Genomic DNA, 14,496 nt, shown 5'->3' on the forward strand with positions numbered 1-14,496 from the left:
TTGAACCCGCGGCCTCCGGCGTGACAGGCCGGCGCTCTAACCAACTGAGCTACACCCGCGCGATGGCTCCCGGTGCTGGACTCGAACCAGCGACAAGCGGATTAACAGTCCGCTGCTCTACCAACTGAGCTAACCGGGAACAGAGGCCGCCTTATAAAAGCGCTGGCGGATCCTGGCAAGCGGAAAAATGCAAAGCTCCGCATTTTTTCCGGAGAAGGCCGGTTTCGCGCCATTTGCCTGTGACAACGCACACCCGGCGCAGCCATGGGTTGCCCTCGTCCAGGCTTGCTCTTGACAGTTCGGGCCTTCTCAGTCTTTTTCTCGCGCTCCCCTCCTCACCATTGCCGCAGGCCCCGATGTCCGAGGTCGTTCCCTTCGCCGCCGCCCGCGAGGCGCTGCTCGCGCGCCTGACCGAACAGCTTCCGCCCTCGTCGGAATGGGCGGGCCGGCTGATGCTGATGCCGGACGGACGACGGGTGGAACCGATGCCGTCGGCGGACGCGGTTGCATCGCTGCGCGCCTTCCGCGCCGGGTTGGGCGAGGCGATCGGCGCCGCCGCCTGCTCGGTCGGCGGCGTCTGGGTCAGCCGGGAGGATTGCCTGGATTGGGACGGGCTGCTGGCGCCGCTGGCGGTCGCCGCCGCCTATGTGGTCGGCCGCACCCAGTCGGCGGGCGGGTTCGCCGCCGAACTGTTCCGCTGCAAGGACGCGCTGGCCGGCTGGGGCGTGCGCGGCCTGCGCGGCGACCCGGCGGTGGCGCGCGCCGCCGGCTATGCCGTGGTGTCGGTCAGCCGCCGCCCCGACGACCAGGAGATCGTGTTGGACCGGGTGATGGACACCTTCGCCTTCGTCATGCGCAGCCAGGGCGAACCCACGGTGACCGCCGCGGACATGGACCGCCGGCTGGTGAAGCGGGCGGTGCCGCTGCGGCGGTGACAGACGGGGGGGTATCGTCGCCGACGCCCCCCTCGATAACCGTCACCCCGCCGTGGCGAGCGCCGCTGCGCGCTCCGCGTTCTTGGCCCGGCGGGCCTTGCGCTTCAGCCACCACATCAGCGTGCCGGTGACGGCGAACAGCGGCGGCAGGACGCCGGACAGGAAGACCGCCCATTTCCACAGCGGTCCCAGCCCTTCGCCGGCATGCAGAGGGCGCTGCCACGCCATCACCGTTTCGCCGGCGCTGTAGGTTGCGGGATCGCGCACTTCGGCGACGCGGGCCGCCCAGGGATCGACGAAGACCGTCGCGGCCGGCGCACCATGCGCCTGACCGGCCGGGGCAAGCCCGATCCGATAGGCCTGGTCCGGCCGGGCCGGCGGCGAGACGGACCGCAGTTCGGCGCCCGGCAGGGCCTCCCGCGCCAGGGCTACCGCGCGGTCGACGTCGATGGGGGTGGCGCCCTTCACCGGCTGGACCGTCACGGCGGCGCGCAGGTCGCGGGCAGGCAGGACCGATGACATCCCCGCTCCCAAGGTTTGCGGAAAGGCGAGATAGACGCCGGAGAAGGTGACGACGATGAAGATCACCAGCGACCAGATGCCGACCGCGCCGTGAAGGTCGCGGTGCAGGCGGACGCCGCGGGCGCCGGCCTTTACGGTGAAGGCGGCCTTCCAGCGGCCAGGCCGCGGCCACCACAGCACCAGACCGCTGACGCCCAGCACCAGCATCGCGACGCCCAGCCAGCCGACGATCTCGCGCCCGCTGCGGTCGCGGATCAGCAGGTTGCCGTGCAGGATGTGAACCGTGCGCAGGAAGCCGCCGGACGCCTGGGCCGGATTGGCATCCCCGACCACGGCAAGCGACACCGGATCGATGCTGAGCATTCCCATCGGCCCCTGCGGCGGCCCGCCTTGGGGAGCACCGCCCTGGGGAGCGCCTCCTGGGGCGCCACCTTGCGGTGCGCCCTGCTGCCCTCCCCGTTCACCTCCCCGTTCTCCGCCGCGCGCCGCGACCAGACGGACGACCGCCGGACGGCCGGGCTCCTCGGGCAGGATCAGGAATCCGGGCTGGGTGCCGGCCGGAGCGGCTGCGCGGGCAGCGGCCAGGATCGCCGACACCGGCTGCATCGGCCCGTCGGCCATCGCCTGGGCGGGCGTGTCGCCGGTCAGCGCGCGAAGCTCGTCCTCCACCACCAGGATGGAACCGGTGATGCCGAGAAGGACCAGCGGGAGGCAGAGGATCAGGCCGACCCACAGGTGAATGTTCTGAAGCGTGCGGTACCACAGGCGCTGGCTGCGCGGCTTGCTGGCGTTGGCCATGGCGACGACCTTGAGGGAGATGGCGGGCGGGGAAAGGATGCCGGGACCGGCCCGTCGACAAGGGAGCGTCAACAAGGGAGCAGCCCCGGCAGTTTGCGAGTTACGCGGGCACGCGCACCTCAAAGACCAGTCACTCGGACCGTGGAAAGCGGCCTATCGGATGAAGAACTGGACCGGAACGACCAGCTCGATGCGGTCCTGAGCCATCTCCTCCGGCGGGGCCGGCAGCGGCGAGGCGCGGCGGACCATCTCCACCGTCTCTTCGTCCAGCACGCCGTGGCCGGAACTGCGGTCGAGCTGAACCGACAGCACGCGCCCCTCGCGGTCGATGGTGAAGCGGACCTGGGCGACCCCTTCCTGCCGGCGGGCCTGGGCGGAGCGCGGGTAGCGCTTGTGCCGCTCCAGATGGCCGAGCACGCGGCCCTGCCAGGTCGGAATCGCGCGGCTGGGGGCGGCCGACGGCGCCGGGGCCGCGGGGACAGGTGCCGCGGCCGGAGCCGGCGGGGCGGCGGCGGGCGCGGGCTGCGCCTGCTGGACCGGCTGGGCCACCGGGCGGGGCGGCGGCTTCGGCTTCTCCGGTTTGGGCTTCGGCGCTTCCTTCTTCACCTCGGGCTTGGGCTTCGGCGGTTCGGGCGGCGGCTTGGGCAGCACCACCTCCGGCTCCACCACGGGCGGCGGTTCCGGCGGCGGGGGCGGTTCCTCGACCACCGGTTCGGGTTCCGGCGGCGGCGGTTCGGGAAGCGGTTCGATGACCGGCTCGGGCATCGGCTCCGGCAGGGGGATGTCGATGGCCGGGGCAGGTTCCGGCGGCGCGACCGGCAGCGGAGCCAGTTCCAGCAGCACGGCCGGCGGTTCCGCTTCCGACGGCGTGATCGGCACATGCCACGCCACCATCGCGACGCCGGCCGCGGCATGAACGCCCAGCGCCAGCAGCAGGCTGCCGCCCCAGCGGGCGAAGCCGCGGGCCGGACGCTCGCCGCCATCAGCGGACCAGTCCGCCGCACCGTAATCGGACGCCGCACTCATGGGGCGGGGGCCGTTTCCAGGCCGACGAGGCCGATCTTCAGGTAACCGGCGCCGCGCAGGCTGTTCATCACCTCGGTCAAGGCGCCGTAATCCACCGTCTTGTCGGCGCGCAGGAAGACGCGCTGGCTCTTGTCGCCATGGGTGGCGGCGTCGAGCGCGGCACCCAGCGACTCCTTGGTGGTCGGAGTCTCGCCCAGCGACAGGGTCTTGTCGGCCTGGATGGTCAGGAACAGCGGCTTGTCCGGACGCGGCGTCGGCGTGGCGGTGGAGGCCGGCAGGTCCACCGGCACGTCCACCGTGGCCAGCGGCGCGGCCACCATGAAGATGATCAGAAGGACGAGAACGACGTCGATGAAGGGCGTGACGTTGATCTCATGAGTTTCGGTCAGTTCGTCGTCGTTGCTGCCGGAGCCGAGGCGCGCACCCATCGCCGTTACTCCGCCGCGCGGGAATTGCCGTGGGCCTGCGCGGCATGACCCTGTGCACGGGGCAGCGCATGGCGGTCGATGTCGCGGCTCAGCAGGCGCAGCACCGCCGCCGACGCGTCGGTCAGCTGGGCCTTGTGGCCGCCGATGGCGCGGGTGCAGGCGTTGTAGACCACCACCGCCGGAATGGCGGCGACAAGGCCGATGGCGGTCGCCAGCAGCGCCTCGGCAATGCCGGGCGCCACCACGGCGAGGTTGGTGGTCTGCGCCTTCGAGATGCCGATGAAGCTGGTCATGATGCCCCACACCGTGCCGAACAGGCCGATGAAGGGACCGGTCGAACCGATGGTGGCGAGGATCCCGGTGCCGCGCGCCATGCGCCGGCCGGCCGCCGCCTCGATCCGCTCCAGCCGCGAGGCGGCTCGGTCCATCAGGCCGTCGCGCGACGGCGCATCGGCAGACAGGTGGGTCTCGGCGATCACCGCGCGGACCAGCGCCGCCGCCGTGCCCTGGCTGAAGCCGACCCGCTCCGCCGCTTGGGACAGCGACCGCGCTTCCTCCAGCATCTCCAGGGCGGCGCGCGCCCTGCGCTTGGCCGAGGACAACTCGACCGCCTTGGCGATGGCGATGGTCCAGGTGACGACGGAGGCGAGCGCCAGACCCACCATCACCGCCTGAACGACCGGGCTGGCGGCGATGAACATGCCCCAGGGCGACAGGTCGTGCGGAAGAGTGGCCAACGCGGCGGCCGCGTCCGCGGCACCCTGGGCGGCGGGAGCCACGCCCTGCGCCACATCCGGCACCGTGCCCTGCACCGCACTCTGCACCGCCTCCGGCACCGTCGGCGCGGCGGGCGCGACGGTGGCGGGTGCGGCAGCCTGCTGCGCGCGGGCGGCGGCGCCGGCCATCAACGTCCCGGCACCGGCAAGGACGGCAGCCAGAACAGGACGGTGGCGAAACGATGTCGGCATGGCGGTCCAACTCCCCTCGACGCGTGTCCGGCACGCGCGATGCAAAAACCCGATGACACTCCAGAGCAAAGCCCCCACCGCGGTTATAGTGCGAATGAGTCGCACTCGCACGGAAAATCGACCTCCGCGGCACGCGATCGGGTCATTTTTTGTGGGAATATCAAACAGCTCGACTGCCGCTCCGTTTGCCTTGCGAACTGTACAAGACCCGGAAAACGGTGAAGACTCGATACTGCGACTAAGTCTCAATACCACCAAACAGCCACCCTGTCGCGGGGAATCTCGCATTCTTCCCGGCAGGCGAGGCCGACCGAAATGATCCGCCGCCGCGCAACAATCAGACGCCGCCCGCGGTTGAACCGGCAGTGGCCACAGTCCCGAGGAGGAAGCCGATGAACCGCGTTTCGGTTGTGGAGGAAAAGGGCAGCTTCCGGCTGGTCGCCTGCGACGGCCGTTTCGCCGTCGTGGAGGCGCGGGCCGGACAGGTCTTCGGCATGCCGCAGGACCGCGACGGCGGCCGCGATGGTGCCGCCGACGGCCCCGAGGGCATCGAATCGGTCGCCCAATGGACCGGCGAGGACGAGGCGCGGGCGCTGATGCGCGACCTGTCCCAGCGCGGCGACCAGCTGGCCCGCCGCATCTGGTAGGGCCGAGATCGGGTGATCCGCCAAGACCATGGCTGCGTAGGGGGCCAGCGGGAAAAGCTGCGGAGCGCACCATGCACGGCGAGGAAAACGGCCAAAAGGCCGATCCGAATGGCGGGGCATCGCCAACTCGGCCACTCACCCAGCCATTGACCTGGATCACCGGCGCCAGCAGCGGCATCGGCCGGGCGCTGGCGATCCATCTCGCCAATGCGGGCGAGCGGGTGGCGCTGTCCGCCCGCAACACCGAGGATCTGGCCGCAACCGCCCAATTGTCGGCTGAGCGCATGCGGATCTTCCCGCTGGACGTCACCGACCGCAAGGCGACCGCCGCCGCCGTTGCAGCCATCGAACGCTGGCTGGGTCCGATCGACCGGGCGGTGCTGAATGCCGGCACCCACACCCCGATGTCGCTGGAGGACTTCTCGGCCGATACCGCCCGCCGGCTGATGGAGGTCAACTATATGGGCGTCGTCCATGGGCTGGAGGCGCTGCTGCCGCGGATGCGCGCCCGTGGCCGCGGGCATGTGGCGGTGGTCGCCTCCGTCGCCGGATACCGCGGCCTGCCGACCGCCGCGGCCTATGGCCCGACCAAGGCGGCGCTGATCAACCTGTGCGAATCGCTGAAGCCCGACTGCGACCGCGCCGGCATCCGGCTCCAGCTGGTCTGTCCCGGTTTCGTCGACACGCCGCTGACCGCCCGCAACGGCTTTCCCATGCCGAATTTGATGCAGGTTGAGGATGCGGCGCGGGAACTGGCCGACGGGCTGGAGGGCGGGGGCTTCGAGATCGCCTTCCCCAAGCGCTTCACCCGCAAGCTGAAGCTGGCGCGCCTGCTTCCCTATCGGGCCTACTTCCCGCTGGTCCGCAAGGTGACGGGGGCATGATGGCTGGGAACATGGTGGACGCTGCGAAAAGCCGCGGCCTCGACGCCTGGGCCGATTTCTTCGAGACGCTGAGCCACGGCACGCTCGACCGGCTGAGCGCGCTGACGGTGCCGGAGGTGCGCTTCCGCGATCCCTTCAACGACGCCCGCGGGCGCGACGCGGTGCGCGCGGCCCTGCTCCACACGCTGAACGGCTGCCGGGATCTGCGCTTCACCGTCACGCACCGGCTGCCTGCCGCCGATCTGGCGATCCTGCGCTGGCGGTTCGAGGCGACGGTGACCGGCATCGGCCGGATGGATGTCGTCGGCACCAGCGAGATCCGGCAGGCTCCCGACGGCCGGGTGTCCGAGCACATCGACCACTGGGATTCCGGCGAGCATGTCTACCTGCGCCTGCCGGTGCTGGGCGCGCCGCTCCGCCTCATTCGGCGGCGGCTGGGGGCGGCACCGCCGCGTTGAGGGCACCCGGCCGGATCATCCGCCCTTCGGGCAGGAAGAACAGGCTGACGGTGCCGATCCACAATCCCCAGCGATAGACGTTGGCCCGGTTGATCAGCGCGTCGCCCGGCTGCAGCCACATCCAGTCGTCGAACCGCACGCGCCAGCGTCCGCCGCCGACCTTCAGCGCCATCTCGTAGGTCCAGTTCAGGGCGTTGCCGGCCGACCGGCCGACCGCCTTGCCGATCACGTCGTCGGCCTGCCCCTCGTACCGGCCCTCCCCGGTCCTGGCGATGCGCCAGATCCGGCGGTCGGTCTCGCCGTCGGCATACTCGAACCGTTCGTCCAGCGTCAGCTCCCGCCCGTCCCAATGCCCGTCGATGACGACGGTGAAGCTGCGGCGCAAGGTGCCGAACCGGTCCTCGAACAGGCCCCAGGCATGGGTGCGGCCGGCGAAATACCGCTCGATCCGCAGTTCGGGACCCGTCCCGGAGAAATCCTCGACCTTCATCGCGGGAGGCCTCCGTTCAGGGCGCCGGTCCGGGCCGGCGGAAGCGCCAGAGCCCGACATCGATGGTGCCGGCGCGGAATCCCGCCTCGCAGTAGGCGAGATAATAGTCCCACAGCCGGCGGAACCGCGGATCGAAGCCCATGGCGGCGACCCGCGGCGCGGCCTCATGGAAGCGGTGCCGCCACTCGGCGCAGGTGCGGGCATAGGAGGCGCCGAAGGTCTCGACATGCTCCACCACCAGCCCGGCCCGCTCCGCCTCGGCCCGCAGGGCGGATGGGCAGGGCAGCAGCCCGCCGGGAAAGATGTGGCGCTGGATGAAGTCGCAGTTGCGGCGGTAGCGCTGGAAACGGGCATCGTCGATCGTGATCGCCTGCACCACCGCCGCCCCGCCGGGAACCAGCCGGTCGCGCAGGCTGGTGAAATAGCGCGGCCAATGCTCCTCCCCCACCGCCTCGATCATCTCGATGGAGACGATGCGGTCGAAGCTGCCGCCGGCATCGCGATAATCCATCAGACGGAGGTCCACCGTGCCGGCCAGCCCGGACTCCGCCATGCGGTGGCGGGCGAAGGACAGCTGTTCCGCCGACAGGGTGAGCCCGACGACCGAGGCGCCGCAGCGGCCGGCCAGATGCTCCGCCATGCCGCCCCAGCCGCAGCCGATCTCCAGCACCCGGTCGCCGGGCTGCAGTTGCAGAAGCTCGGCGACGCGGCGGATCTTGGCGTCCTGCGCATCCTCCAGGCTCTGCCGCTCGTTCTGGTAAAGGGCGGAGGAATAGGTCATGCCGGGGTCGAGCCACAGCCGGTAGAACTCGTTGCCGAGGTCGTAATGGAAGGCGATGTTGCGGCGGCTGCCGCGGCGGGAATTGGCTCGGCTGCGGTGGAACAGCCGGTTGATCGCGGACGCCGCCAGGGTGCCTTTCAGCACGCCTTTCAGCGCCTCCTCGTTGCGGATCGCCAGTTCGATCAGCGCCGACGGGTCGCCGCTGTGCCATAGCCCGTCGCCATAGGCCTCCGCCATGCCGATCCCACCGCCCAGCACCAGCCGCCGCGCTGCCGCCCCGTCGAGCAATGCCAGATCGGCGCTGGGGCCGGTCGTCCCGTCGCCGAACCGCATCGTCCGCCCGTCCGGCAGGCGCAAGGTCAATTCGCCGACGCGGATGCGGGCGGCCATCCTCAGCAGCACGCCGGTCCACAGGTCGTGTCCGGTCACCAGCCGCAGCCATCGGGGGTGACGGCGAAGCGCGGGCGCAGCGATGTCGGTCATGCGGGAAGGCCTTCTCGGGAACGGTCGGAAGCGGTGGTGCCGGCGACGACGGTCACCGGATCCGCAGGCGCGGGCGGGCGCGGTCGGATCGCCAGCCCCTTGCGCCAGAGCTGCAGCGCCTCCCAATGGATGCCGACGACCACCTTGGCGGTCATCAGCGGGTGCCGGGCCCAGGCGCGCAGGATGGCGCCGTCGGTCAACTCCACCCGCCGCAGGGCGAGCGACGCATGCAGGACCGGCCCGGCTGCATCGGTCTGGCGGATCGAGACGGACAGCGGCTCCCCCTCCTCCCCCGCCGGCGGGCGGATGCGGAAGTGATAGGCGGTCTCCATGTCCATGAAGGGCGACACGTAGAACCGCTTGTCGCAGCTCTGGCGCACCAGCCCGTCCGCTCCGCGCTCCGCCGGGATCAGATAGGCGTGGCGCTGGCCGAAGGTGTTGTTGACCTCGTGGATGATGGCGGCCAGCGTCCCGTCGGGCCGGTGGCAGAACCAGACGCAGAGCGGGTTGAAGACGAAGCCCAGTACCCGCGGAAAGCACAGCAGCCGAACCGGCCCGCCCGCCTCGATCCCGGCCGCGGCCAACTGCGCCTCGGCCCAGGATTTCAACGCGATGGCGTTCTCGCCCAGCGGCCCGAAGTCGCGGTCGTGGAAACCGGTCAGGCCGAAGCGGTTGTGGGCGAACAGCCGCAGTTCGCGGTCCATCCGGGGAAGTTCGTCCAGATCGGCCAGCAGGCTGAACACGCGGTAGGACAGGCGGTGGCGCACCGGCTTCACCCGGTGGTGCATCACCGTGCCGACATAGAGGCCGGAGGCGAAGCGCCGCTCTTCCTGATGGCGCTCCATCACACGGCCTCCAATCGGGCGACGGGCGCGGCCGGCGCAGGTGACGGCCCAAGATGGATGCGGCCGGACTCGTTCGGCACGGTCCAGGGCCGGCGCAGGCCGCCCAGCGCCTCCGCCACCGCCAGCCCCGCCTGCACGCCGTCCTCGTGGAACCCGGCACCGAAATACGAGCCGGCGAACCATGTCCGCTGCTGCCCCTGAAGGGTCCACAGCCGCTTCTGCGCCGCGAGCGCCTCCATCCCGAAGATGGGGTGGTCGTAGAGGACGCTGCGCAGGATGCTGCCCTCGCGCGGCGGATGGGACGGGTTCAGCGTAACGAAGAGGTCGCGCTCCCGCGGCAGGAAGCCCTGCAGCCGGTTCATCCAGTAGGTGACGCAGACCGCGTCGTCACCATCGCCGTCGCTCTGCCGGCTGAGATAGTTCCAGCTCGACCACACGACCCGGCGTTTCGGCATCAGGGCGGCGTCGGTGTGGAGGATGGCGAGGTTGCGCTCGTAGCCGAAGGCGCCCAGCAGCCGGCGCTCCTCCTCGCCGGCATCCTCCAGCAGGGCAAGCGCCTGGTCGGCGTGGGTGGCGATCACGACGTGGTCATGGGCGCGCAGGTCGCCGCGGCGGTCGCGCACCAGGACGCGCCCCTCCTCGCGCGCGATCCCCTCGACCGCGCAGTTCAGGCGCAGCGCGCCGGGCATGTCCGCCAGCATGCGTTCGACATAGCTGCGGCTCCCACCCTCCACCGTGCGCCAGACCGGGCGGCCCTTGATCTTCAGCAGGCCATGGTTGTCGCAGAAACGGATGAAGGCGGCGGCCGGATGATCGCGCATCGCCTCGGCCGGGCTGGACCAGATGGCGGCGGCCATCGGCAGCAGATGGTCGCGGACGAAGGCGTCGGAATAGCCGCCGCGGTCCAGGACATCGCCCAGCGTCAGCGTCTCCGCCGCCGGCCCCTCCGACAACTCGGCCAGCAGCCCCGGCGCCTCGCGGTAGAAGCGCAGCAGGTCGGCCAGCATCCGCCAGAAGCGCGGGCGCAGCAGGTTGCGTTTCTGCGCGAACAGCGTGCCCAGCGAACTGCCGGCATATTCCACCCGCCCGCCGTCGAGCGAGGCGGCGAAGCTCATGTCCGTGGCACGGGTTCGCACGCCCAGCCGGTCGAACAGCGCCACCAGATTGGGATAGCAGGGCTCGTTGTAGACGATGAATCCGGTATCGACCGGACCGGCTCCGTCGGCCTCCACCGTATTGGCATGGCCGCCCGGCCGGTCCTCCTTCTCGTACAGGGTGACGCGGTGCGCCTTCGACAGCAGCCAGCCCGCCGACAGCCCGGCAATGCCGGCGCCGATCACGGCGATGTCGAGCGGGGCGGATGGCGGAAGGGCGGGTTCGGAAAGCGGCATGGCGGACGGCCCTTCTCGGGGTCTTTGTCGTGATCGGGTCCGGACCCTATCCGAAATGGGTAGGTCCGGCGCGAATGATGCAGATACGGCGGTCGGCCGCGGTTGGATCATGCCACGCTGGCGCTTTCCGGCGCTCCGGTCGAGTGGACGAAACGCGCACCGATAAATGTCTCACCGGCGGTGATCCGAAGCGGCAGCGCTGGCGTATCTTGGCCATGATCGCACCGCTGGCCTCACTGCTGTCGCATGCCACCGGCCCGGACCAGACCAGGACCGGGCCAGCCCGGCCGTTCGCTGCCCAGCCATCGCCAGCCCGGTCTCCAGACGATGCGCTGGCGGCACGGCTGTCGGACGATCTGGTGGCGGTGGCCTCCGGCGACCGGGCGGCCTTCGCCCGGCTGTTCGGCCACTTCGCCCCGCGGGTGAAGGCCTACATGCTGAAGCTGGGCATGCCGGCACAGCGGGCGGAGGATCTGGCGCAGGACACCATGCTGTCGGTGTGGCGGAAGGCCTCGCTCTACGACCCGGCGAAGGCGGAGGCGGCGACCTGGGTCTTCACCATCGCGCGCAACCTGCGCATCGACGCGCTTCGCCGCGAACGCCACCCGGAGGTGTCGGACGACGAGTTGCTGGAGCATGAGGACGACCGCCCGCGCGCCGACGAACTGCTGGACGGCGACCGCCGCGCCAGCCGCCTGCGCGGCGCGCTGGCCGCGCTGACGCCGGAACAGGCGGAGGTGGTGCAGCTGTCCTTCTTCGCCGACCTCGCCCACCCGGCCATCGCCGAACGGCTGGACGTGCCGCTGGGCACAGTGAAATCACGCCTGCGTCTGGCCATGGTCAAGATCCGCAAGGCGCTGGGAGACGACGACCGATGACAGCGCGACAAGCCACCGCCGCCCAGGCCCTCCTGCCGAACCACCACCCCAGCGACGCCCTGCTGGTGGCCTATGGCGCCGGCAGCCTCGCAGAGGGGCTGTCGCTGGCGGTCGCCGTCCATCTCGCCCACTGCCCCGACTGCCGCGCCGCTCTGGCGGAGGTGGAGGCGCTGGGCGGCGCCCTGCTGGATGAACTGCCGCCCGCCCCGCTCGAAGCCCTGTCGCTGTCGGCCACGCTGGCCCGCCTGGATCTGGAGGAGGCCCCCGCCAACCCGTGCAAGGCCGGACGGGCCGGCCCGCTGTGGGGCGGCCGCCGGCCGGCCGGTCCGGGGCCACGATCCGGCCCGGCTCTTCCCGCGCCGCTGCGGCCCTATGTGCCCCGGGCGACCGACCTGGACGGGCTGACATGGCAGCGTCTGGCACCCGGCGTCCGGCGGGTGGAACTGATGCCGCGCAGCGCGGCGGGCGGTGCCGCCCAGCTTCTGCGCATCGCCCCGGGAACCGCCCTGCCCCACCACGGCCATGGCGGGCTGGAACTGACCGTTGTGCTGAGCGGCCATTTCGCCGACGAGCTCGGCCGCTACGGTCCCGGCGATCTGGCCGAGGCGGACGGCGATACCGACCACCAGCCCATAGCCGACAGCCACCGCGACTGCATCTGCCTGATCGCGACCGACGCGCCGCTGCGCTTCACCGGGCTGATGGGACGGCTGATGCAGCCGTTCATCGGGCTTTAGATCGGATCGCGTAAAATCGGAATCGATTTGGAGCGTGAATCCGATCGCCAAACATAAAGCTACAGTGTCGTGCGTTTCACATTAAACGCACGACACTGTAGCGTACCGTCACGCCACCACTTCCAACGGAGTCAGCCCGCGGGTCAGCCGTTCGACCTCGCGCTCGAAGGCGACCTGGTCGGCGTCCGACAGGTCGAACTTCACATGCAGGCGGCCCTGCTCGCTTGATTTGATGCGGGCGGCGAGCGGCCGGGCGACGCCGTCGATGCGCAGGACCAGCGGCGCGCCGGCCGGCCGGTCGGGAGCGCCGGTCAGCATGGCGCCGCCCGACGACAGGTTGGCGACGGTGGCGCGGATCGGTGGCGCGCCGACGCCCTCGACCGTGCAGTCGATCGACACGGCAAAGCGCGGAAGCTGGCGGCGGTCGACGTCGGTGGTGGCGGTGCGGACGACCCGGATCAGCACGTTGCGCAGGGCGTCGATGCCGCCGGCCACGTCGACGGCGACGGTCCGCACCTCGCCGGCGCGGTCCTGGGTGGAGCTCGCCTCGGCGGAGACCCGCCCGATGCGCAGCGACACCTCCTTCGCGGCCTCGCTGGTCTGGCCGACGGAGCGGGCGATCTCGTGGGTCGCCGCCGCCTGTTCCTCCACCGCCGCGGCGATGGAGGAGGAGATGCCAGCCACCTCGTCGATGGTCTCCGACACCTCGCCGACCGCGCCGACGGCCGACGCCGTCACCGCCTCCACCTCCGCGATCAGCGAGCCGATCTCCTCGGTGGAGCGCGCGGTCTGGCTGGCGAGGTTCTTCACCTCGTTGGCGACGACGGCGAAGCCGCGCCCGGCATCGCCGGCCCGCGCCGCCTCGATGGTGGCGTTCAGCGCCAGAAGATTGGTCTGGCTGGCGATGTCGCCGATCAGCCGGGCGACGGCGCCGATGCGCTCCACCGAGACCGACAGCCGCTCGATGGTGGAGCGGGCGAGGCCGGCGCGGTCCACCGCCCGGCCGGTGACCTCGGCGGCGGTGGACACCTGCATCCCGATGTCGGCGATGGCGGCCGACAGTTCCTCCGTCGCGGCGGCGACGGCTTCGGCGTTGCTCAACGCCTGCTGGGCGGCGGCCGCGACGGACTGGGCATTGTCGCTGACCTGCACCGCCGATTCGGCCATCGCGCCGGCGTTGCTGCTCATGCGGCTGGTGCGCTCCGCCACATGGTCGACGGCGACGCGGGTCTCCTGCTCCACCTTCTCCGCCATCGCTTCCAGCGCATGACGCCGATCCTCCTCGCCACGCCGGCGGGTCTCCTCCTGCGCGGCACGCAGCCGGGCGTTCTCCTGCGCGCTCTGCTGGAAGACACGCACCGTGTCGGCCATGTGGCCGACCTCGTCCCGGCGGTCCGTCAGTCCGATTTCCACGTCCAGCGTGCCGCCGGCAAGCGCCACCATGGCGCGCCGCAGCCGCTCCATCGGCCGGATCATCGCCGCTTCCAGGAACACCACGCAGGCGGACGCCATCAGCAGGATGGCCAGACCGGCACCGATCAGCGTCAGGCGCAGCCCGTCCGCCGTCGCCCGCACCTCCACGATACCGGCGGTCAGCTCCGTCAACCGGTCGGAACTGACGGCGACCACGCTGGCGCCCAGCGCCTCCAGGCTGGCGCCCATCGTTTCGGCGACGCTGTCGAACTGCCCCATCATCGGATTGCCGGCCGCCGGTCCGCCGGCGACATAGGCCTTTGCCATGCGCTGGCCCGTCTCATAGAACGGACCGAAGGCGGTGCGGGTCTTCTCGATCTCGGCGACCACCTGCGGAAGCTTCAGCTCGCGCGCAAGATCGGCGGCTCTGGCGGTGTGCTCCCCAAAGCGGCGGGCGAAATCGGCCGCCTTCGCCCCGCCGTCGTCCAGACCGTCCAGCCCGCGCGTGGCCGACAGGTCGGTCAGCCATTGCTGTGTCTGCACCACGTCGTGCCGAATCTCCGCCACCAGCGACACGAGGGGTATGATCCGGCCGACCACGTCGCCGGTTTCACGCTGGACATCGGACAGATGCTCGGTCTGCCGTCCCATGTCGCGCATGGTGAGGACCGAGGACAAGCCGACCGCGGCGAACACGAACACCGCGACAGCCACAACCTTCGCCCGGATTGAAATGACGTGGAGAATGTTGCCGGCAGCGACCATGATCAGGCACTTCGCACGTTAAGAGTACAAATGATTTACGCCATTCG

General features: G+C 70.8%; 15 protein-coding genes and 1 tRNA gene. 6 read left to right on the top strand and 10 right to left on the bottom strand.

Annotated elements, in window-relative coordinates; all coding sequences use genetic code 11:
• Positions 1 to 63: 63 nt before the first annotated feature.
• Positions 64 to 139 (bottom strand) — tRNA-Asn (locus VD964_RS12745).
• A gap of 217 nt (positions 140 to 356) precedes the next feature.
• On the opposite strand from VD964_RS12745, the gene VD964_RS12750 reads away from it, so the two are divergent.
• Positions 357 to 935, top strand: coding sequence for a hypothetical protein (locus tag VD964_RS12750; protein ID WP_324868956.1), 579 nt, complete (start codon positions 357 to 359; stop codon positions 933 to 935).
• Between the two features lie 42 nt (positions 936 to 977).
• Here the strand turns inward: VD964_RS12750 and VD964_RS12755 are convergent, their stop codons facing one another.
• The 4 genes from VD964_RS12755 to exbB form a co-directional block, all read right to left on the bottom strand.
• Positions 978 to 2,255: a PepSY-associated TM helix domain-containing protein gene (locus VD964_RS12755; protein WP_324868957.1), complete on the bottom strand. Its 1,278-nt coding sequence runs from the start codon at positions 2,253 to 2,255 to the stop codon at positions 978 to 980.
• Between the two features lie 153 nt (positions 2,256 to 2,408).
• The gene (locus VD964_RS12760) at positions 2,409 to 3,281 is read right to left on the bottom strand and encodes an energy transducer TonB (protein ID WP_324868958.1); all 873 of its coding nucleotides are present in this window, start codon (positions 3,279 to 3,281) and stop codon (positions 2,409 to 2,411) included.
• Positions 3,278 to 3,709 (bottom strand): TonB system transport protein ExbD, encoded by a 432-nt coding sequence (gene exbD, locus VD964_RS12765; RefSeq protein ID WP_324868959.1) that lies wholly within the window; start codon positions 3,707 to 3,709, stop codon positions 3,278 to 3,280. The genes VD964_RS12760 and exbD overlap by 4 nt, the downstream gene beginning before the upstream one ends.
• A 5-nt stretch (positions 3,710 to 3,714) precedes the next feature.
• The gene (gene exbB, locus VD964_RS12770) at positions 3,715 to 4,677 is read right to left on the bottom strand and encodes a tonB-system energizer ExbB (RefSeq protein ID WP_324868960.1); all 963 of its coding nucleotides are present in this window, start codon (positions 4,675 to 4,677) and stop codon (positions 3,715 to 3,717) included.
• Between the two features lie 392 nt (positions 4,678 to 5,069).
• On the opposite strand from exbB, the gene VD964_RS12775 reads away from it, so the two are divergent.
• The 3 genes from VD964_RS12775 (at position 5,070) to VD964_RS12785 (ending at position 6,666) form a co-directional block, all read left to right on the top strand.
• Positions 5,070 to 5,324 (top strand): hypothetical protein, encoded by a 255-nt coding sequence (locus tag VD964_RS12775; RefSeq protein WP_324868961.1) that lies wholly within the window; start codon positions 5,070 to 5,072, stop codon positions 5,322 to 5,324.
• Between the two features lie 71 nt (positions 5,325 to 5,395).
• Positions 5,396 to 6,208 carry an SDR family NAD(P)-dependent oxidoreductase gene (locus VD964_RS12780; RefSeq protein ID WP_324868962.1) on the top strand — a complete coding sequence of 271 codons (813 nt, stop codon included), beginning with the start codon at positions 5,396 to 5,398 and terminating at the stop codon, positions 6,206 to 6,208.
• The gene (locus VD964_RS12785) at positions 6,205 to 6,666 is read left to right on the top strand and encodes a nuclear transport factor 2 family protein (protein ID WP_324868963.1); all 462 of its coding nucleotides are present in this window, start codon (positions 6,205 to 6,207) and stop codon (positions 6,664 to 6,666) included. Before VD964_RS12780 ends, VD964_RS12785 begins: the two co-directional genes overlap by 4 nt.
• Here the strand turns inward: VD964_RS12785 and VD964_RS12790 are convergent.
• Genes VD964_RS12790 through VD964_RS12805 form a run of 4 tightly spaced genes read right to left on the bottom strand, consistent with a single transcriptional unit; the run spans position 6,629 to position 10,656 of the window.
• Positions 6,629 to 7,156: a DUF3833 domain-containing protein gene (locus VD964_RS12790; protein WP_324868964.1), complete on the bottom strand. Its 528-nt coding sequence runs from the start codon at positions 7,154 to 7,156 to the stop codon at positions 6,629 to 6,631. The genes VD964_RS12785 and VD964_RS12790 overlap by 38 nt on opposite strands.
• 16 nt (positions 7,157 to 7,172) lie before the next feature.
• Positions 7,173 to 8,420: a cyclopropane-fatty-acyl-phospholipid synthase family protein gene (locus VD964_RS12795; protein WP_324868965.1), complete on the bottom strand. Its 1,248-nt coding sequence runs from the start codon at positions 8,418 to 8,420 to the stop codon at positions 7,173 to 7,175.
• Positions 8,417 to 9,265, bottom strand: coding sequence for a DUF1365 domain-containing protein (locus tag VD964_RS12800; protein ID WP_324868966.1), 849 nt, complete (start codon positions 9,263 to 9,265; stop codon positions 8,417 to 8,419). Before VD964_RS12800 ends, VD964_RS12795 begins: the two co-directional genes overlap by 4 nt.
• Positions 9,265 to 10,656, bottom strand: coding sequence for an NAD(P)/FAD-dependent oxidoreductase (locus tag VD964_RS12805; protein WP_324868967.1), 1,392 nt, complete (start codon positions 10,654 to 10,656; stop codon positions 9,265 to 9,267). Before VD964_RS12805 ends, VD964_RS12800 begins: the two co-directional genes overlap by 1 nt.
• Positions 10,657 to 10,871: 215 nt before the next feature.
• Here VD964_RS12805 and VD964_RS12810 point away from each other — a divergent pair, with 215 nt between their 5' ends.
• Together VD964_RS12810 and VD964_RS12815 are read left to right on the top strand one after the other, a co-directional pair.
• On the top strand, positions 10,872 to 11,534 hold the full coding sequence (locus VD964_RS12810) for a sigma-70 family RNA polymerase sigma factor (RefSeq protein ID WP_324868968.1): 663 nt from the start codon (positions 10,872 to 10,874) through the stop codon (positions 11,532 to 11,534).
• Positions 11,531 to 12,271 carry a ChrR family anti-sigma-E factor gene (locus VD964_RS12815; protein ID WP_324868969.1) on the top strand — a complete coding sequence of 247 codons (741 nt, stop codon included), beginning with the start codon at positions 11,531 to 11,533 and terminating at the stop codon, positions 12,269 to 12,271. Before VD964_RS12810 ends, VD964_RS12815 begins: the two co-directional genes overlap by 4 nt.
• Before the next feature lie 108 nt (positions 12,272 to 12,379).
• On the opposite strand, the gene VD964_RS12820 is transcribed toward VD964_RS12815, so the two are convergent.
• A complete protein-coding gene (locus VD964_RS12820; protein ID WP_324868970.1) occupies positions 12,380 to 14,449 on the bottom strand; it encodes a methyl-accepting chemotaxis protein in 2,070 nt (689 codons plus the stop codon).
• Positions 14,450 to 14,496: the final 47 nt, after the last annotated feature.

Origin of the sequence: Azospirillum sp. (assembly GCF_035628975.1) — a bacterium.
In the GTDB taxonomy this organism is placed as follows: domain Bacteria; phylum Pseudomonadota; class Alphaproteobacteria; order Azospirillales; family Azospirillaceae; genus Azospirillum.